The sequence below is a fragment of the Streptomyces sp. NPDC056161 genome (assembly GCF_042268025.1).
GTDB lineage: Bacteria > Actinomycetota > Actinomycetes > Streptomycetales > Streptomycetaceae > Streptomyces.
In genome coordinates, this window is the sequence record NZ_JBHJUV010000034.1 from 1 (window position 1) to 19,217 (window position 19,217).

Consider the following 19,217-nt stretch of genomic DNA (forward strand, 5'->3'; position numbering starts at 1 on the left):
GGTGAGTGGGTTGAGGATGGTCGGATGGGGGGTGGGTATTGGTATCGGAATCTGCGGCAGCCGGTGCGGTTCGGGTCTGCGGTGCAGGCGTTGGTCGCGGACGGGTTCCGGGTGTTCGTGGAGGCCAGCGCGCATCCCGTACTGACGGTCGGCGTGCAGGAGGCTCTGGAGACCGCGGGGAGGGTCTCCTCGGTCGTCACGGGGACGCTGCGGCGCGACGACGGCGGTATGCGGCGGTTCCTGTCCTCGGCGGGGGAGCTGTGGACACGCGGAGTGGAGGTCGACTGGTCGACCGTCCTGCCGCACGCCGGAGGGCCCCTTCCGGACCTGCCCACGTACGCCTTCCAGCACCGCCGCTACTGGCTTGAGACCACACCGCGTACCCGTCACACAACCCAGGAGGACCTGTCGATGGACGACCGTACGAACGGCGCCGACGGCCCGGACGCGGCACAGCAGCCGCAGGCCGAGACGCTCACCGACCTGCTCGCCGAAGCCCCCGAGGAGGCACGGGCCGAACTGCTCCTGGAACGCGTACGCGCCGAGGCGGCGGCCGTGCTCGGGCACGACGACCCCGCCCCGATCGACGACGGCGACGTCTTCTTCGAGATCGGCTTCACCTCGCTCACCGCGGTGGAACTGCGCAACCGCCTCTCGGCCGCGACCGGCTTCGAACTGCCGATCATGCTGCTGTTCGACCACCCCACCCCGGCCGCGCTCGCCGAGCACCTGGGCGAGCTGTACGCGGCCGACGACTGCGACAACAGCGAGGAGCGGGCCGGTGTTTGACGTCGAGCGCTACCTCAAGGTCCTCGGCCACACCGGTCCGGTGCGCGCCGACTGGGAAACCCTGCGGACCCTGCACAAGAAACATCTGATCGCCGTGCCGTACGACAGCACCCGGAACACCGGGAACGGAACCTCCCTGTGGGAAGGTGTCGACATCGACGCGGACGAGACGTTCGACAGCCTGATCGTCGACGGCCGCGGCGGGGTCTGCTACGAACTCAACGGGATCTTCCGACTCCTCCTGGAGCGGATCGGCTTCGAGACCGGCGTACTGGCGGCCGGCATCCGGCAGATGGACGGCAGCTTCGGGCCCGACCTGGAGCACGTCTTCGGCTACGTACGCCTGGACGGCGAACCGGTCCTCGTCGACGTCGGCTTCGTGGGGCCCTCGTACCTCGAACCGCTGCGGGTGAACGACGAGGTCCAGCACCAGTACGGCAACGACTTCCGCGTCCGGCGCCTGGACGGCTACCACGTCGTCGAACGCAGGGGGCGCACCGGAGTCTGGCAGGCGGTGTACCGCTTCCGGCTGCGCCCCAGGGAGTTCGCGGAGTGGCAGAACCCCACACCCGACCTGGTGGCCTTCGCACAGCAACTGGCCCGCACCGGAACCGTCATCCGCGGCCGGGCCTTCGACCGCGGTCAGCGGATCCTCATCGGCCGACGCCTGCTCACCGTGGACGACGGCCATGAGACCGTCCGCGGCCTCGTCGACCGGGCCGACCTGGACCGGGTCGTCGCCGACATCCTGCGGACCGCCGACTGACACCGGAGACGACGAGATGACCGACAGCTCAGCGGTGACCGGGCCCGGACCGGCCCAGGACGCGCCCGCCGAGGCCGACGTACTGGTCGTCGGCGCCGGACCGGTCGGCCTGGTCACCGCTCTCCTGCTGGCCCGGCAGCACCTGCGGGTCACCGTGCTGGAGCGATGGCCGCAGCCCTATCCGATGCCCCGGGCCGTCTCCTTCGACGGAGAGTCGGCACGGATCCTCGCCGCCGCCGGAGTGGGCGACCTGCTCGACGAGTTCGGGGAGTCGTCCCGCGACTACACCTGGCGCAACGGCGAGGGTGCGCTCCTCTTCCACGTCGACGTCGCGGACGTGGGCCGCTCCGGATGGCCCGACTCGACGTCCATGTACCAGCCCGCACTGGAGGCGGCCCTCGCGGCCCGCGCCGAGACCCTGCCCGGCCTCACCGTCCTGCGCGGACAGGAGGTCGTGGCGCTGGCCGACCACGGTGACCGGGTCCGGGTCGGCACGGTCGGCCCGGACGGGCCCCGGGAGTTCACGGCCTCCTGGCTGGTCGGCTGCGACGGCGCCAACAGCTTCGTACGGGAGGCCGTGCAGGCCGGCCTGAAGGACTACGGGTTCTTCAACGACTGGCTCACCTGCGACGTCGTCCTGCACGAACCCCGCGAGTTCCACCCCAACAACCTCCAGGTCTGCGATCCCCTGCGCCCCAGGACCGAGGTGTCGGCCGGACCCGGGCACCGGCGCTGGGAGTTCATGCGGATACCGGGTGAACCCGTCGACGAGTTCGGACGGACCGAGAACGCCTGGAAACTGCTGGCCCTGTTCGGCATCACACCCGACAACGCCACCCTGGAGCGGCACGCCGTCTACACCTTCCAGGCCCGCTATGCGACCGAATGGCGTATCGGCCGGGTCCTGATCGCGGGCGACGCGGCCCACCTCATGCCGCCCTTCGCCGGACAGGGCATGTGCTCGGGTTTCCGCGACGCCGCCAACCTGGCGTGGAAACTCGGCCTCGTGCTGCGCGGCACGGCGGGGGAGGCGCTGCTGGACACCTACACCACGGAACGCCGATCCCATGTGCAGCATGCGATCGGCATGTCGATGGACCTCGGCCGGATCATCTGCCAGACCGACCCCAAGGCCGCCCGGGACCGCGACGCCATCATGATCGCCACCAGGGAGCGCGGGCTCGGCCGCACCAGCCGCGAGCCTGCCGTGCAGCAGCTCACCGAGGGCCTGCTCCACCGGGACGCCGAGGGCCGGCCGATCGCGCCGGCCGGGGAACTCGGCCCGCAGGGCAGGGTCGCCCGGAACGGCGTGGAGGGGCGGTTCGACGAGGTCGTCGGCCCGGGGTTCACCCTGTTCAGCACGGTGCCCGTCGAGGAGCTGCTGGACGCGGACCGGCTGCGGACCCTCGCGGACCTCGGCGTGCGGGCCGTCCGGCTGGTGGCGGCCGGCCATACGGACGTCCCCGGCGAGGACGGCGCCGTGCGCGACCAGGACGGTACGTATCTGTCGCTGCTGGCATCCGCGGGCGCGACGGCGCTGATCGTCCGCCCGGACTTCTATGTGTACGGTGCCGCGGCGGACGCCGCCGAACTGGCCCTGCTGGTCGATGAGGTGGGCGCACGGCTCGCGGCGGCCGGAACCGGCTGACGCAGGGCGTCGGGGAGCTGTTTCTGAAGCAGGGTCAGGGTCACCCGGTGCTCGGTGCTCGGTGCTCGGTGCTCGGTGCTCGGTGCTCGGTTCTTGGTGCCTGATGCTCGGTGCCTGATGCCCGGCCTCGGCGCGAGGCACCGGCGCCGTGCCTCCGGCGGTCGGAGTCGCCGGCGGCCGGAGCCGCCGGGGTCCGGCCCGGCCCGACTCCGGCGGCCGGGTTACGGCCCGGCCCGGTCCGGCCCCGCCGGGCCCCGGACCGGGCCGTCGGCTCAGCTGATGAGATCGACCGCGCCGGTGTCGTACTCCCTGCGCGCGTCGGCGATCGCGGAGCGATGCCGCTCCGCCCACATGGCGAGGGACACCAGGGACTCGTACAGCTCCACGGCCATCGGTGTGGCCGTGTACTCCACCTTCGGCGGAACCGTCGGATAGACCGTCCTGGTCAGCAGCCCGTCCCGCTCCAGATTGCGCAGCGTGAGCGTGAGCATGCGGCGGCTGATGCCCCTGACCGCGCGCTCCAGTTCGGTGAACCGACGCGGCCCCTGCGCGCACTCCAGCAGGATGCCGATCGCCCACTTGCCGCTCACCCGCTCCAGGACCTGGAGCACCGTGCAGGCTGTCTTCTCGTGATCGTCGGAGGCGCCGCCGCCGACTTTCTCGACGGGCGGCACGGCCCGGACCTGGACGGTCACAGCGCTGTTCCCCTGGGACATGAAAGTGCCTCCTTCCACCGGCCTTCAGGGTCACACATGATGAATCCAGTAACAAGTCGTTCCCTTTGAGAAAGAAGGTCACCCATGGCTGCCGACACGGCCGCCCCGGTCGAGCGGAAACGCTGGCTGGCGTTGTACACGCTCTGCGCGGGAACGCTGATGATCGTCCTGGACGGAAGCGTCGTCACCGTGGCGCTGCCCACCATCGGCAAGGAACTGGACTTCTCCCAGTCCAACCTCGCCTGGCTGGTCAATGCGTACATGATCGCGTTCGGCGGACTGCTGCTGCTGTCCGGCCGGCTCGGCGACCTCATCGGCCGCAAGCGCATGTTCATCGGCGGCATCACCCTGTTCTCGGCGGCCTCGCTGCTGTGCGCGCTCGCAGGCAGCCAGGGGGTACTGATCTTCGGCCGGTTCGTCCAGGGCGTCGGCGGCGCCATGGCCAGCGCCGTCACCCTGGGCATGATCGTGACGATGTTCCTTGAACCCCGCGACCAGGCCAAGGCCATCGGCATCTTCAGCTTCGTGGCCGCGGCCGGCGGTTCCATCGGCGTCATCGCCGGCGGTGTGCTGACCGAGGCGGCCGGCTGGAACTCCATCTTCTACATCAACGTGCCGATCGGCGTCGTCATCCTCTTCGCCGCGTCCCGGCTGTTCGAAACCGACCGCGGGCTCGGCTTCGGGGCCGGAGCCGACATGGTGGGCGCCGTCCTGGTGACCGGCGGTCTGATGCTGCTCGTCTTCGCGATCAACAGGATCGACAGCGACGGGCTCGGCTCCGCGCAGACCCTCGGCTTCGGCGGGCTGGCCATCGTCATGCTCGTCGGATTCGTGCTGCGGCAGACCAAGGCGAAGACCCCCCTGCTGCCGCTGCGGATCTTCCGCTCGCGCTACCTCTCCGGTGCCAACGGGGTCATGGTCCTCTTCGTGGCCGGGCTGTTCGGATTCCAGTTCCTGCTCGCCCTGTACCTCCAGTCGGTGGCGGGCTACAGCTCGATCAAGACCGGCATGGCCTACCTGCCCGGTCCCATCGTGATCGCCGTCATCTCGCTCGGCTACTCCGCCAAGCTCATCACCCGCTTCGGCCCGCGCCGTGTGCTGCTCGTGGGCATGGTCGTCACCACGGTCGCGCTGGGCCTGCTGGGCCGGCTGCCCGTGGACGCCTCCTACGCCCCGGACGTCCTGCCCTCGGTGATCCTGCTCGGCGTCGGCGCGGGACTCGCGCTGCCCGCCGTGATGGGGCTCGCCATGTCCAGTGCGACGCCCGCCGACTCGGGTCTCGCCTCGGGCCTGATCAACACCACCCAGCAGATCGGCGGCGCGCTCGGCGTGGCGATCCTCGCGACGCTGGCCGGATCCCGCTCGGACACCCTGCTCGGCCAGGGCAAGAACCCCGCCGAGGCCATGACCGGCGGCTACCACGTGTCCTTCCTGGTGGCCGCCGCCCTGGAGGTGGTCGGCGTCGCCCTCGCCGCCTTCGTCCTGCGTGCCCCGAAGGCCGCGGCGGCCCCCGCCGGCGCGGCCGAACAGGGCGTGGAGGACGCCGCCCTGCCGTCTCCGAACCAGAACTGACCGACCGCCACGAGCGGTCCGGTCACGGTTCCGGCCCCGGTCTCCCCCGCCCGGTGCCGGACGAGCGCCCGGTCGTGCCCCAGTGCGTGGCCGGGCGCTCGCCCATGCCCCGCCACCTGCACGGTCGCCGCCGGACACCGGTCCAGGTCAGGGGGGCATTAGGGGATGGCGAACACCCCCTTGACCAGTAGCGTTTCAGCCGTTCTTCCGACCCCGTGTACAGGCATCAGAAAGGGACCCAGCCGGTATGACGACCGCAGATCAGGCCGCGCCCAGTTATCCGTTCGGGCCCCCCGAGCGGCTAGACGTCCACCCCCGCTACGGGGAACTGCGCAGGGACGAGCCGCTGTCCAAGGTCACCATGCCGTACGGCGGCGAGGCCTGGCTGGCCACGCGGTACGACGACATCAAGGCGGTCCTCTCCGACCAGCGGTTCAGCCGCGCGGCCACCGTGGGCAGCGACGTGCCCCGGCTGCGACCGCCGCTGGAGTCCGAGAACATCCTCAGCATGGACCCGCCGGACCACAGCCGGCTGCGCAAACTGGTCTCCAAGGCGTTCACGGTCCGCCGCATCGAGGAACTGCGGCCCCGCGTGCAGATCATGGTCGACGAACTCATCGACGAACTGCTCGACACCGGACAGCCCGCCGACCTCGCGAAGACCGTCGCCTGGCCGCTTCCGGTCCGGGTGATCTCCGAACTGCTCGGTGTGCCCAAGGAGGACCGGAACAACTTCCGCACCTGGACCGGACTCGCGCTCGCCACCGGCAACGAGACCTCCCCCGAGGAGATCGCGGACGCCCTGAACCAACTGCTGGCGTACATGGGCGGCCTGATCGCCGCCCGCCGCGAGAATCCGGCGGACGACCTGCTCAGCGGGCTGATCCAGGCCCGCGACGCGGAGGACCGGCTCAGCGAGCAGGAACTGATCGTGCTGGCCGTGACCCTGCTGGCGGCCGGCCACGAGACCACCGCGAACCAGATCGGCAGCCAGACCTACCAACTGCTGACCCACGAGGGCTACTGGCAGCGGCTCGTGGCCGAGCCCGACCTGGTGCCGCAGGCCATCGAGGAACTCCTGCGCCACACCCCGCTGTCCGCGGGCGCCGACAACGCGCGCATCGCCCTGGAGGACATCGAGCTGGGCGGGAAGGTCATCCGCAAGGGCGAGGCCGTCGTGGCCATGCCGCTGCTCGCCAACCGCGACGAGGCCGTCTTCGAGCACGCCGACCGGCTCGACCTGGACCGCCGCGACAACCAGCACATCGCCTTCGGCCACGGCGTGCACCACTGCCTGGGCGCCCCGCTCGCCCGCGTCGAACTCCAGGTGACCATCGGCACCCTGACCCGCCGGCTGCCCCGGCTGCGGCTCGCCGAGGCGCCCTCGGAGGTGCCCTGGCGCCGGGACCGGATCGTCCGCGGCCCGAGCGCGCTGCTGGTCGCCTGGTGACCGCGGAGCAGCCACCTGTGGGCCGCTGGTCGGTCACCGTCGACCGGACCGTCTGCAACGGCTCCGCCATCTGCATCGGCACGGCACCCGGCCGGTTCCGCCTTCAGGACCGCAAGTCCCGGCCGGTGGCCCCGGAGATCGCACCCGACGACACGGTCCTCGACGCCGCCGAATCCTGCCCGTGGGAGGCCCTGACGGTGACGGACCTGGAGACCGGCACGGTGCTCGCCCCCGAACAGTAGAGAGCGAGACATGGGAAAAAGCATCCTGCTCATCAACATCCCGGCCCGCGGACACGTGTTCCCGACGCTCGCCGTCGTCACCGAACTCGTGGCACGCGGCAACACCGTCACCTACGTCACGGTCGACGAGTTCGCGGACACCGTACGGGCGACGGGCGCACAGGCCCTGACGTACGACTCCGTGAACCCGCTGGAGCTGGTCGGCAAGCCCGAGGCGGGCGGAGCGCCCGCGGTGTTCCTGCGCGAGAACATCGCCATGCTGCGGGCGATCGAGGCGCACTACGGGGAGCGCAGGCCCGACGTCGTGGTCTACGACGAGGCGGCCTTCCAGGCGGGCCGCGTCCTGGCCCGCAAGTGGCACCGGCCCGCCGTGCAGTCCACGCCCAGCTTCGCCTTCAACGAGCACTTCTCCTTCATCCGCAAGATGCTGGAGGAGGCGGACGGCTTCACCCTGGTCGACCCGGTGGACGAGACCACCGCGCTGCTCGCCGAGCACGGTCTGGAGGGTCCGCTGGAGGACTACCTGTGGACCGTGCGCGGCCCCGAGGAACGCAACCTCGTGTACCTCCCGCAGAACTTCCAGTACCGCGGCGAGACCTTCGACGAGCGGTTCGCCTTCGTCGGACCCTGCCTGGGCGAACGGGAGTTCCTGGGGGACTGGCGGGCCCCGGACGACGGCCGCCCGCTGGCCCTGGTGTCGCTGGGCACCGTGCACAACGACAACATCGGCTTCTTCCGGGCCGCGGTCGACGCGTTCGCCGACCTGCCCTGGCACGCGGTGATCTCCGTCGGCGACAAGGTCGGGATCGACGACCTCGGCTCCCTGCCCGGCAACGTGGAGGCCCACCAGTGGGTGCCGCACCTCCAGGTCCTGGAGCACGCCTCGCTGTTCGTCAGCCACGGCGGCACGGGCAGCCTCATGGAGGCCCTGCTCGCCGGGGTGCCGCTGGTGGTCGTGCCGCAGTGGCTCGATGTCGCCCCCAACGCGCAGCGGGTCGCCGAACTCGGCCTCGGCCGGCTCATCGAGCCGGCGGACTTCGACGCGGCTCGCCTGCGCGCGGCCGTGCTCGACCTGACGACCGACGACGAGGTGGCCCGCCGGGTCGCGGCCATGCGCGAGCATGTCGCGGCGGCCGGCGGCACCCGGCGGGCGGCGGACGTGGTCGAGGCGAGCGCCACCGCCTGAACCGCACGCCGAAGGGGTGGTCTCCCGTGTGGGAGACCACCCCTTCCACGTGTCTCGCGGCGCGCTCACACCGCCGTACGACGCCCGCTGTCCGCCGACTCGTTGATGCTGTCCACCAGGCGGTGCAGTTCGACGGCCGTGGTGAAGTCCGGCTCGACGGGGCCGCCGTCCCGGATCGCCGCGGCCAGTTCCGCGTAGACCCGCCCCACATTGCGGACGGAGGGCGTCTCGCCGGGCAGGACGGTGCGGTGCGCCTGCGGCACCGGGATCCGCTCCGTCGTGTGCTCGTCCCGCGCCCAGCCCACGTGCAGCTCGGACCCCGCGAGCGCGGCGGTCTCGGCTTCGAGGACGAGCCGCCCCTTTCGGCCGTACACCTCGATCCGCAGCCCCGAACCCTGCAGACCACCGGTGAGGATCTGTGCGGTGGCCATCGCGCCGGACGCCAGGGTGCCCTGCACCAGGACGTGGTCGGGCGAGGTCACGGGGACGTCCTGGCCGGTCTCGGCGATCACCAGGCTCGGGGTGCGGGTGGCGAGTGTCGCGTTCAGCTCGGTGAAGTCCCCGACCGCGCACCGGAACATGTCGAGGGCGTGCGCACCGACGATGGTGAGCGTGTTGACCGCCTTGTCGCGGTCCGCGAGCCAGGCGTAGCGCTGCGGCAGCAGATTGCCGGTCGGCGTGGACGCCGAGTACGACAGGGTCGCGGACAGCACCTCCCCGACCCGGCCGTCCGCGACCAGATCACGCAGCTGACGGATGGCCGGATGCTGTCGGCTCTGCAACCCGACGGCGTGCCGGACGCCGGCCTGCTCGGCGAGGTCGCGGTAGCGGGTGGCTCCGGCGGCGTCCGCCGCCAGCGGCCACTCGCAGTACACGTGCTTGCCCGCGGCGATCGCCTGGGCGACGAGGTCGTCCCGGGCGGGGAGCTGCACCGCGATGGTGACGAGGTCCACTTCCGGGTGCTCGATCAGTTCCGCGGGATCCGCGAAGCCGTACGAGGCACCCCAGTGCGCCGCCGCACGGGCGGCGGCCTCCGCACGGGTGGTGGCCACCGCGGTCAGCTCCAGGCCCGGCAACTGCTCCAGGGCGGGCAGATGCGTCGCCGCGGCCCAGCCCCGGTCCGCGTTGGCACCGATCACCCCTACCCGGATCGTGTCCGACACGACATCACCTCTTCGTTCAGATCGTTGTGTTCCATGACAGCCGCCCGGTCTCCGTACGCTACCCGGCCAGCGAGTCCGTACGGGGTGTGGTGCGCGGCGCCCCCTTCGGCTGCTGCTTCCTGCCGCGGCTCCAGCGGCGCATCACCGGCCGCTCCACCAGGGTGTACAGCAGCCAGCCCGCCAGCAGGTTCGCCAGGAACAGCGCGATCAGCAGCAGGACGGCCACCGGGGTGGCGAAGGTGCGCGCCCCGAACACCTCGGGTCGGCCGTACCAGATCACCAGACCCTGGACCAGATAGAAACCGAAGGAGACGTTTCCCAGCCACACCATGGTCCGGCTGCTCAGCCAGCCGCCGTCGCCGCGCAGATCCGCGGTCGCCGCCGCGCACAGGACCATGGAGACCGGGACGATCGTGGTGAGGCTGAAGTCGTACGGGTCGGGCGCGGCGACCGCCGCCGCGTAACCGCAGGCGAAGACGGCGGCCGAGGGGAGCAGGCCGATCCGCGGCCAGAGACCGGCGGCGACGATCCGGGCCAGGATCATGCCCAGCACGAACTCGAACAGCCGCGGCGGCGGGAACGCGTAGCTGAACCACTGCTGGTTCAGGCTCTGGTCGAACAGGGGGGTCTGGACACCCCCGGGGATCAACCGCGTCACCAGCGGGATCGAGGCGACGCCGGCGACCATCACGCCGGCCCACAGCCACAGCCGCCGCTCCGCGATCCGCCGTACCAGGACGATGAACAGCGGGAACAGCGCGTAGAAGAGGAGTTCCGAACAGAGCGTCCAGGCCGGTCCGTTGACACTGGCCCAGGTGTCGGGCCGGTTGCTGAAGGAGTGCACCAGGAACAGGTTGGGCAGCCAGGCGTGCAGCGGGGTCTGGGCGCTGGCGTACAGCCACATCGCCAGCGCCCAGGTCACGACGTGGTTGGGATAGATCTTCAGTGCTCTGCGCCGCCAGAAGGCTCTGGGTCTGTCGCCGGGCACCGACGACCAGGTCAGGACGAAGCCGCTGAGGACGAAGAAGAACGACACCCCGATGGATCCGGCGGGGCGCAGGATGTCGGCCAGCGGCTGCGCGATGTCCTGGTCGGCGAAGAAGCTGATCGGGGCCGTCGGTTGCAGGGGGTCGGCGAGCAGCGACGAGTGGACGAGGAAGACGAGCATGGCCGCGAGGAACCGGAGGCCGGTGAGCGAGGGGAGCGGGGCCCGGCGCTGGGCCGGGCTGCCGATGGCCGACGAGGCGGCGCGGTCTGTCATGATCCGTACTCCCTTTCGGGCGGATGCGCGGCCGGCCGCTCGTCAGCGCGCCGTGAACGCGCGGATGGATTGGGCGACGTAGTCGATCATTTCGTTGGTGATACCGGGGTAGACGCCGATCCAGAAGGTGCGCTCGGTGATCGTGTCGCTGTTCTCCAGCGAGCCCACGACCTTGAAATCGACGTCCTGGTACGCGGGTTGCCGAGCCAGGTTGCCCGAGAACAGCATGCGCGTGCCGATCTTGCGGGACTCCAGGAAGGCGACGATCTCGCTCCGGTCGAACGACGCGTCCTCGGTGACCGTCAGGACGAAACCGAACCAGCTCGGATCGCTGTTCGGAGTCGGCTCGGGCAGCAGCAGGCCGGGCACCCCGTCGAGTGCCTCGCGCATCCGCTGCCAGTTGCGCCGCCGCGCCGCCCCGAACTCGGGCAGCTTCTCGAACTGCGCGAGCCCCAGGGCCGCCTGGAGATCCGTCGTCTTCAGGTTGTAACCGATGTGCGAGAACGTGTACTTGTGGTCGTACCCGTACGGCAGCCGGCCCAGCTGCTGCGAGAAGCGCTTGTGGCAGGTGTCGCTCTGCGCGGGCTCGCACCAGCAGTCCCGGCCCCAGTCGCGCAGTGACTCGACCACCTTCGCCAGCGCGAGGTTGTCGGTCACCACACAGCCTCCCTCACCCATCGTGAGGTGGTGGGCGGGGTAGAAACTGGCCGTGGCGAAGTCGCCGAAGCTGCCGGTGGGCCGTCCGTCGTAGAAGGAACCGACGGCGTCGCAGTTGTCCTCGACGAAGAACAGGTCGTGCTGCCTGGCCAGTTCCGCGATCTCGGCGGCCGGGAACGGATTGCCGAGGGCGTGCGCGATCATGATGGCCCGGGTGCGCGGCCCGATGGCGTCCGCGACCCGGTCGGCGGTGGTGTTGTACGTGCGCAGGTCGACGTCGACGAGGACGGGCACCAACTGGTTCTGCACGATGGGGTTCACCGTGGTCGGGAACCCGGCGGCGACGGTGATGACCTCGTCGCCCGGCACCAGCCGCCGGTCGCCGAGTTCCCGCTGGGTCAGCGTGGTCAGCGCGAGGAGGTTCGCCGAGGAGCCGGAGTTCGTCAGATGCGCCTTGCGGCGGCCCAGCAGCCGGGCGAACTTCCGTTCGAACTGGATCGCGCTCGCCCCCGCGGCGATGCGCATCGAGAGCGCCGCCTCGACCAGGGCCGCGCGGTCGTCCTCGTCGAACGTCGCTCCGGACGGCAGAATCGGTGTCTCACCCGGTACGAACCGGCGGTCCGCCTCCTGCGCGCGGTGGTACTTGCGCACGCTTTCGAGGATCAGATCTTTCTCGGTCCTGCTCATCGAAGTCCCCTCGGATCGATGGTCACGGGCGCAGCAGGGCCCGTTCCCGCACACGGTCGACCAGACCTGCCTGGGTCAGTACGGACTCGCCCTCAAGGCCCGAGGGCACGCCGTCCACCACCCGTGCGACGAATGCCGCGACGACGTTGCCGAACTGGTCCTCGGCCGGCAGTGTCAGCTCCTCCAGATGGTCCTGCCGCTCGATCCGCAGGACGGGCGAGTGGGTGGGCGGCGGCGTGTACGCCCACTGCGCGCTGATCCGGCCCGAGCTGCCCCAGAGCGCGTACCGGGAGCGGTAGGAGTGCTCCATGCCCCAGGTCAGATGGGCGGTGACACCGTCGCCCCGGGCGAGCAGCGCGGAACCGCCCAGATCGACCGCGCGCGCCGGGTCGTGGTGCAGCGTGGCGCCCACGACGTCCAGTTGGGCGCCGAGGTACAGCAGGGCCGTGCGCACCGGGTAGACGCCGATGTCGGTGAGCGCGCCGCCGCCCACGTCCGGCAGATAGCGGATGTCGTCGGTCGACTTCGCGGGGAAGGCGAACTCCGCGGTGAGCGAGCGCAGTTCGCCGATGACCCCGCTCGCGACCAGTTCCCGGACCCGGGCGTGCTGGGAGTGGGTGAGGAACATGAAGCTCTCCAGCAGCACCAGGCCCCGCTCCTCGGCCAGTTCGACCAGGGCGGTTGCCTGCTTGACCGTGGTGGCCAGCGGCTTCTCGGAGAGCACGTGCTTGCCCGCGAGCAGCGCGCGCTCGATCCAGCCGGCGTGCAGCAGCGCGGGCAGCGGGACGTAGACGGCGTCGACGTCCGGGCGTGCCAGCAGCCGCTCGTAGCCCTGAACGGGTTCACCGCCGAAGCGGTCGGTGAAACGCCGGGCCTTCTCCTCGCTCCGGCTCGCCACGGCGGTGAGGGTGACATCCGGATTCGCTGTGATCGCCGGCAGCATGCGCCGCCAGGCGATTCCCGCACAGCCGAGCACGCCGATCCGCAACGGACTTGCCTTCACTCGGGACCTCCACTGGGCCGACCGGCATTCCATGGGCGCGGCCGTACGTCGACTGATATTCCGGGGTGAATTCCCGGCGATAGCGCACCGATCGTAGATGTTGAATTCCTTTTCCTGTCAACCCCATGCTGACCGGGTAACAGGCCGCGGAAATCCCCTAATTCCCCCCTGAGTTGAGATGGCCGCCCGCCACCCCCATGGGGTCTCCCGCATAGTGGGCCGAGAAGTGGACCGAGGACAGGCCGCCCATCAACGCCGAGGAGTTCCCATGCTCGACACATCGGCCGCCGTGCGACTGCGCAGGCCGGACGAGCGCATGGCGCTGCGGATCACCGAATCGGCACTGGCGGCCGAGGGGGTCATGGACCTCGCCGCGTTCCACCGCTGGTTCGCGCACCGGCGCAGCGTCGACGTGGCCCGGGTCGACCGCATCGACCTCGACGACCTGGACCGCTGGAGCCGCGATCCGGACACCGGCGACCTCGTGCACGACAGCGGGCGCTTCTTCGCCGTCCGCGGTCTGTCCGTGGAGATCCCGGGTGCCGCGGTGCCCTCCTGGGCCCAGCCGATCATCGACCAGCCGGAGATCGGCATCCTCGGCATCGTGGTCAAGGAGTTCGACGGCGTCCTGCACTGTCTGATGCAGGCCAAGAACGAGCCGGGCAACTTCAATGGCGTCCAGCTCTCACCCACGGTCCAGGCCACCCGCAGCAACTACACCAAGGTGCACCGCGGCAATGCCGTGCCCTATCTGGAGTACTTCCAGGACACCAGCCGGCACCGGGTGGTGGCCGACGTCCTCCAGTCCGAACAAGGGGCCTGGTTCTACCGCAAGCGCAACCGGAACATCGTGGTCGAGGTGACCGAGGACGTCGAACTCCGGGACGGCTTCTGCTGGCTGACGCTGGGGCAGCTGCACCGGCTGCTCGACGGCGACGACATCGTCAACATGGACTCCCGCACCGTGCTGTCCTGCCTGCCGTTCTCCGGGGCCGACCTGGCGGCGGCCTTCCCGCTGCCCGGCGATTCCTTCGGCGCGGCCGTGATCCGTTCGTGCAGCGACGAGCAGGGCGCGCTGCACACCACGGACGAGATCCTCAGCTGGATCACCGAGGCCAAGGCCCGCGCCCTGGTGCGGACCCGGATCGTGCCGCTCGACCAGGTCGGGCAGTGGCGGTCCACCCCGGCCGAGATCGTCCACGAGACCGGCCGCTTCTTCCGGGTCATCGGCATCTCCGTGCGGGCCGAGCACCGGGAGGTCGCGGGCTGGACCCAGCCCGTGGTCGAACCCGTCGGCGTCGGCATCAACGCCTTCCTCGTCAAACGGATCGGCGGTGTGCTGCACGCCCTGGTCAACGCCCGTATCCAGCCCGGCTATCTGGACGTGGTCGAACTCGCGCCCACCGTGCAGGCCACACCCGGCAACTACACGGTGCTGCCGGACGCGGCCCGGCCCCGGTTCCTCGGCGAAGTGCTGGCGGCGGCCCCGGACCGCATCCGCTTCGACAGCCTGCTCTCCGAGGAGGGCGGCCGTTTCCACCAGGCACGCAACCGCTATCTGGTCATCGAGACCGACGAGGACTACGAGCCCGAGAACGCGGCGGACTTCCGCTGGCTCACCCTGCACCAGCTCGTCGGCCTGCTGCGGCACAGCCACTACGTGAACGTGGAGGCCCGCAGCCTGATCGCCTGCGCGCACAGCCTGGTCGGCGCGGTGCGGACCGGCTGAGCCCGCCGCGGCCCCACGGCGCGGATGAAGGTGCCTCCCCCGCGGGACCGCGGGGGAGGCACCTTCACGTGTCCGCCCGACCTCGTCAGCCGCGGAGCATCTCGGCCACCAGGAAGGCCAGTTCGAGGGACTGCTCCGGATTGAGCCGGGGGTCGCACACCGTCTCGTAGCGGTCCGCGAGATCCTCGTCCGAGATCTCCTGCGCCCCGCCCAGGCATTCCGTGACGTCGTCCCCGGTCAGCTCCACGTGCAGACCCCCCGGATGGGTGCCCAGGGCGCGGTGCACCTCCAGGAAGCCGCGGACCTCGTCGGCCACCCGGTCGAAGTGCCGGGTCTTGTAACCGCTCGGGGACTCATGGGTGTTGCCGTGCATGGGATCGCACTGCCACACCACCTCGTGGCCCGCGGCGGTGACCCGCTCCACGATCGGCGGCAGCGCCTCCCGGATCCGGGTGTTCCCCATCCGCGTGATGAACGTCAGCCGGCCCGGGACGCGCTGCGGATCCAGCCGCCGCGCGTACTCCACGGCCTGCTCGGGCGAGGTGCCGGGGCCGATCTTCAGACCGATGGGGTTCGCCAGCAGCTCCGCCAGCGCGAGGTGCGCCCCGTCCGGCTGCCGGGTGCGCTCACCGATCCACAGGAAGTGGCCGGAGACCCCGTAGAGCCGGCCGTCGTGCGGACGCAGCAGCGCGCGCTCGTAGTCGAGCAGCAGCGCCTCGTGCCCGGCGTACACCTCGGGGCTGTAGAGCGCGGTGGCACCGTGGCCGACCCCGCGGTCGATCTCGGTGGCCAGCCGCTCGAAGCGGGCGCCCGCCGGAGTGCGCCGGACGAAGTCCTTGTTCCACTCGTGCACATGGGGCAGTCCCGCGTCCCCCGCGGGGCCGGTGACCGCGCGCAGCAGGTTCATGGTCGTGCTCGCGCTGGCGTGGGCCCGCAGCATGCGCTCGGGGTCCGGGGTCCGGTCACCCGGCGTCGGCAGGAACGAGTTGACGATGTCGCCGCGGTACACCGGCAGGCCGAGCGAGTCCACCGTCCCGGACCGGGGTTTGGCGTACTGCCCGGCGATGCGGCCGACCTTCACCACCGGCAGCCCGGTGCCGAAGGCCAGCACGACCGCCATCTGGAGCAGCGTACGGATGGTGGCCCGGATGTGCTGTTCGGTGTTGCCCGCGAAGGTCTCGGCGCAGTCGCCGCCCTGCAACAGGAAGGCCCGGCCGCGGGCCACCTCGGCGAGGCGCGCGCCCAGGTCGTCGACCTCGGCGGGCAGCACCAGGGCGGGCAGCGCGCCGAGTGTCCCGCGTACCGCCTCGACGGCGCCCGGGTCGGGCCACCGGGGCTGCTGTTCGGCCGGTCTGGCCAGTGCCGCGTCGAGCCGGGCACGCAGCCCGGACGGCAGCTGCCGCGAGCCGGACGGGTGCGTGGACGCGGCGGAGGCGCGTGGGGCGTCGGACATGGTCCACCTGCTTCGGTGTCGGTCTCGGCCGGGGTGAGCGGGGGTCGGGGGGAGAGGGGAGGGACACGGGTCTCACGCGGACTTCTTGCTGACGTCGGCCCACAGACCGACCGGCAGGTCCTTGCGGCGTTTGACGTGGAGCTTGCGGTACACCCGGGTGAGGTGCTGCTCCACGGTGCTCGCCGTGATGTACAGCCGGTCGGCGATCTCCCGGTTGGTGTAGCCCATCACCGCGAGCGAGGCGACGCGGCGTTCGGAGTCGGTGAGCGACGCGATGTCCTCGCTGCTGTCCGGGGCGGAGCCCGGCCGCGACGCGCCGCTGTCGTTGACGGCGAGCAGTTCCTGCGCGACCGGCTTGGCCTCGCAGCGGTTGGCGACGTACAGCGCGTGCCGGAACAGCAGCCGGGCGCGCCGCTTGTCACCGGTCGCGTAGCAGGCCCGGCTCAGCTCCGACAGCACCCGCGCCTGCTCGTACCGGTCGCCCGCCGCCTCGAAGAGGTCCAGCGCCTCGGCGAGCAACTGCGGCCGACGGCGCGGCGGTACGGTCGCGGCGAGCAGCCGCAGGGTGAGGGCGCGCACCCGGCCGCGTTCGTTGCCGAGCCGGCCGAGCTGTTCGTGCAGCAGCTGCCTGGCCTGGTCCTGGTTGTCCAGGCGCAGCCACGCCTCGGCGGCACTGGTGCGCCACGGCACCAGGTCGGCGTTGTCCAGGCCCCAGCGGCGCACGAGGTCGCCGCAGGCCAGGAAGTCGGCGAGGGCGGCGTGGGAGTGGTTGGTCGCCAGCCGGTAGTGCCCGCGCGCGTACAGGTAGTGCAGTCCGTACCAGCTCTGGAACACCGCCTCGGGCAGGGCGCGGGTCAGATACTTCGCCGCGTCCTCGTAGTCGCCCATCCGGGTCGCGGCCAGCGCCAGCGTGCCCAGCGGCAGTGCCACCGCCACCCCCCACGACTGGTGGGAGAGATAGGTCAGCGCGGCCTGGCCGAAACGCACCGCGGACGGCAGGTCGCCCTGGCGCAGCGCGACATGGGCGCGTATCCCGGCGAACAGGGCGCGCTGGGTGGGCGCCTCGCGGCCCTGCGCGTCCTCCAGGAGCTTGTCGCACCACTCCGCGGCGATGTCGTGCCCCTCCGCCTGGACCAGGGTGAGCAGCGCCGTGAGGGCCGCCTCCTCGCCCCAGCGGGTGGCACCGCCCAGCCGCAGCTCGCGCAGCACCTGCTCGGCGCGGTCGACCAGTTGGGCGCTCTTGCCGTGCACCAGGCCGTCCGCCAGCAGCGCGGTGACCTGGAGCTGCGGTTCGATGCGCGGGGTGACCAGGGGGCCGCGCCGGTCGGCGGGCGCGGTCGGCTGCCGGCGCCGGCACAGCGGCGGGTGGGCGAGGGCCAGCCACCGTTCGGCGTCGCGCAGCGCCATCGACTCCTCGGTGTGCTCGTCGCCGCTGCTCAGCAGGCGCAGCCGCTCCAGTACCTCGGTGGCCTCCTCGGTGCGCCCCAGCCACAGCAGTTTGCGGACGAGCGCGAGGTTCTGGCCGCGGTCCAGGTGCTCGCCGCGGCCGGCGGTGAGCGGGGTGAGGTGCCGGCCGGCGGCCGACGGGCTGTACTGCCACTCCGCGTGCGCGAGACGGGCCCGGATGGTCGCCCGGTCGCGTTCGTCGGTGGTGCAGCGGTGGGCGAGCCGCAGGCAGTCCGCGGCGAACTCGTACCGGTGGTCGAGCAGGGCGTGCTCGGCGGCTTCCAGCAGCACGCCGGTCGCCCAGACCGACTGGCCGCGGCCGGCCGCCACCAGATGGCGGGCCACGGTGGTGGCGGTCGCGCCCTGCTCCTGTCTCAGCTGGGCGGCCCTGCGGTGCAGTTCCGTGCCGTCCTGGGCGCCCATGAAGTCGAGCACGGCGGACCGGGCCAGCGGGTGCCGGAACTCCACGCCGTTCAGCAGGCCGTTGTCGGACAACGAGCGGAGCGTGCGTTCCACCGTGCCGGTCTCGGTGCCGAGCAGCCGGCCCAGCTCGGCGGGTGCGGCGCCGCCGTCCAGTACGGCGAGGGCCTGGACGACGCGGAGCAGCATCGGGTCCCCGCGGTGCAGGCAGCTGACGAACGTGGCGCCGAACCCCTGCGGCCGGGGCTCGCCGGAGAGCAGGTGGTCCTCGGTGAGGACCCGGGTGAGCAGCGGATGGCCGCCGCCCGCGTCGTGGACCGCGGGTGCCAGGGTCCGCGCCTTCTCGGTGTCCATCCGCTCCTCCAGGAACTGGCGGACGCCGTCCTGGGAGAGCGGGGGGATGCGGATCCGGTGCGCGTGCGGCTGACGCAGCAGTTCGGAGTGGACCGGCGGGCCGGACGGCAGCATTCCGGTGTCGTCCGTGACGACCAGGAGCACCCGGCCGTTGCGCAGCCTGCGCACCAGCCGCAGCAGGCAGTCGAGCGATGCCTGGTCGGCATGGCGCACGGTGTCGACGCCGAGCACCACCGGGGCGGCCGCGGACAGTTCGAGGATCACCTGGGACAGGGCGTGCAGGACGCGCGCCAGGTCGGGTGTCACGGGTCCGCTCGCGGAACCGGACGGCAGGGCGGCGGCGTCACGCAGCAAGGAGCGCACCCGTGCGGCGAGTTCCGGCCGCAGCGGGGCGCTGTCCAGGAGCTGGCTCACCACGCCGAGTGGCACCGGACTCTCGGCCGGATGGCAGGAAGCGTGCAGGTACAGGGCGCCGGACCGGCCGGCCCGGTCACCGAAGGCGTGCAGGACTTCGGTCTTTCCGCTGGCGATGCTTCCGTCGAGCAGGGCCACGTGACCATGCCCCTGGGCTGTTTCCGACAGGAGCTTGTCCAATAGCTCCAACTGTTTGTCCCGTTCGACCGGTTTCACTTCGTTACCCCCATTTTATTGCGGTCATGCGCGCGTCCTGATTCA

General features: G+C 71.3%; 15 protein-coding genes. 8 read left to right on the forward strand and 7 right to left on the reverse strand.

The features are described from left to right. The first annotated feature begins 24 nt into the window (after nt 1-24). Genes ACFC09_RS28125 through ACFC09_RS28135 form a run of 3 tightly spaced genes read left to right on the forward strand, consistent with a single transcriptional unit; the run spans nt 25 to nt 3,203 of the window. Nucleotides 25-789, forward strand: coding sequence for a phosphopantetheine-binding protein (locus ACFC09_RS28125; protein WP_376533119.1), 765 nt, complete (start codon nt 25-27; stop codon nt 787-789). After that, entirely contained in the window at nt 782-1,555 is a 774-nt protein-coding gene (locus tag ACFC09_RS28130) for an arylamine N-acetyltransferase (RefSeq protein ID WP_376533120.1), read from the forward strand. The genes ACFC09_RS28125 and ACFC09_RS28130 overlap by 8 nt, the downstream gene beginning before the upstream one ends. Before the next feature lie 16 nt (nt 1,556-1,571). Further along, nucleotides 1,572-3,203, forward strand: a complete 1,632-nt coding sequence (locus tag ACFC09_RS28135) for a bifunctional 3-(3-hydroxy-phenyl)propionate/3-hydroxycinnamic acid hydroxylase (protein WP_376533121.1) — start codon at nt 1,572-1,574, stop codon at nt 3,201-3,203. Between the two features lie 272 nt (nt 3,204-3,475). Here the strand turns inward: ACFC09_RS28135 and ACFC09_RS28140 are convergent, their stop codons facing one another. Next, nucleotides 3,476-3,919, reverse strand: coding sequence for a winged helix-turn-helix transcriptional regulator (locus tag ACFC09_RS28140; protein WP_376533122.1), 444 nt, complete (start codon nt 3,917-3,919; stop codon nt 3,476-3,478). Nucleotides 3,920-4,003: 84 nt separating this feature from the next. Here ACFC09_RS28140 and ACFC09_RS28145 point away from each other — a divergent pair, with 84 nt between their 5' ends. From ACFC09_RS28145 to ACFC09_RS28160, 4 genes are all read left to right on the forward strand, one after another. Continuing rightward, nucleotides 4,004-5,491 (forward strand): MFS transporter, encoded by a 1,488-nt coding sequence (locus tag ACFC09_RS28145; RefSeq protein WP_376533123.1) that lies wholly within the window; start codon nt 4,004-4,006, stop codon nt 5,489-5,491. A gap of 247 nt (nt 5,492-5,738) precedes the next feature. Next, complete coding sequence (locus ACFC09_RS28150) at nt 5,739-6,941, forward strand: cytochrome P450 (RefSeq protein WP_376533124.1); 1,203 nt, start codon at nt 5,739-5,741, stop codon at nt 6,939-6,941. Beyond that, nucleotides 6,938-7,183 carry a ferredoxin gene (locus tag ACFC09_RS28155; protein WP_376533125.1) on the forward strand — a complete coding sequence of 82 codons (246 nt, stop codon included), beginning with the start codon at nt 6,938-6,940 and terminating at the stop codon, nt 7,181-7,183. The genes ACFC09_RS28150 and ACFC09_RS28155 overlap by 4 nt, the downstream gene beginning before the upstream one ends. Nucleotides 7,184-7,193: 10 nt before the next feature. Continuing rightward, the gene (locus ACFC09_RS28160) at nt 7,194-8,369 is read left to right on the forward strand and encodes a macrolide family glycosyltransferase (RefSeq protein ID WP_376533126.1); all 1,176 of its coding nucleotides are present in this window, start codon (nt 7,194-7,196) and stop codon (nt 8,367-8,369) included. A gap of 65 nt (nt 8,370-8,434) precedes the next feature. On the opposite strand, the gene ACFC09_RS28165 is transcribed toward ACFC09_RS28160, so the two are convergent. Genes ACFC09_RS28165 through ACFC09_RS28180 form a run of 4 tightly spaced genes read right to left on the reverse strand, consistent with a single transcriptional unit; the run spans nt 8,435 to nt 13,140 of the window. Further along, nucleotides 8,435-9,532, reverse strand: coding sequence for a Gfo/Idh/MocA family protein (locus ACFC09_RS28165; protein ID WP_376533127.1), 1,098 nt, complete (start codon nt 9,530-9,532; stop codon nt 8,435-8,437). 58 nt (nt 9,533-9,590) lie between these two features. Next, a complete protein-coding gene (locus tag ACFC09_RS28170) occupies nt 9,591-10,793 on the reverse strand; it encodes an acyltransferase family protein (protein WP_376533128.1) in 1,203 nt (400 codons plus the stop codon). A gap of 42 nt (nt 10,794-10,835) precedes the next feature. Then, the gene (rfbH, locus tag ACFC09_RS28175) at nt 10,836-12,137 is read right to left on the reverse strand and encodes a lipopolysaccharide biosynthesis protein RfbH (protein ID WP_376533129.1); all 1,302 of its coding nucleotides are present in this window, start codon (nt 12,135-12,137) and stop codon (nt 10,836-10,838) included. 22 nt (nt 12,138-12,159) lie between these two features. After that, nucleotides 12,160-13,140, reverse strand: coding sequence for a Gfo/Idh/MocA family protein (locus ACFC09_RS28180; protein WP_376533130.1), 981 nt, complete (start codon nt 13,138-13,140; stop codon nt 12,160-12,162). A gap of 268 nt (nt 13,141-13,408) precedes the next feature. Here ACFC09_RS28180 and ACFC09_RS28185 point away from each other — a divergent pair, with 268 nt between their 5' ends. Continuing rightward, complete coding sequence (locus tag ACFC09_RS28185; protein ID WP_376533131.1) at nt 13,409-14,869, forward strand: NDP-hexose 2,3-dehydratase family protein; 1,461 nt, start codon at nt 13,409-13,411, stop codon at nt 14,867-14,869. Nucleotides 14,870-14,954: 85 nt separating this feature from the next. Here ACFC09_RS28185 and ACFC09_RS28190 read toward each other — a convergent pair whose 3' ends face one another. Then, on the reverse strand, nt 14,955-16,322 hold the full coding sequence (locus tag ACFC09_RS28190) for a 3-deoxy-7-phosphoheptulonate synthase class II (protein WP_376533132.1): 1,368 nt from the start codon (nt 16,320-16,322) through the stop codon (nt 14,955-14,957). Between the two features lie 72 nt (nt 16,323-16,394). After that, nucleotides 16,395-19,172 carry an AAA family ATPase gene (locus ACFC09_RS28195; RefSeq protein WP_376533133.1) on the reverse strand — a complete coding sequence of 926 codons (2,778 nt, stop codon included), beginning with the start codon at nt 19,170-19,172 and terminating at the stop codon, nt 16,395-16,397. Between the last annotated feature and the right edge of the window lie 45 nt (nt 19,173-19,217).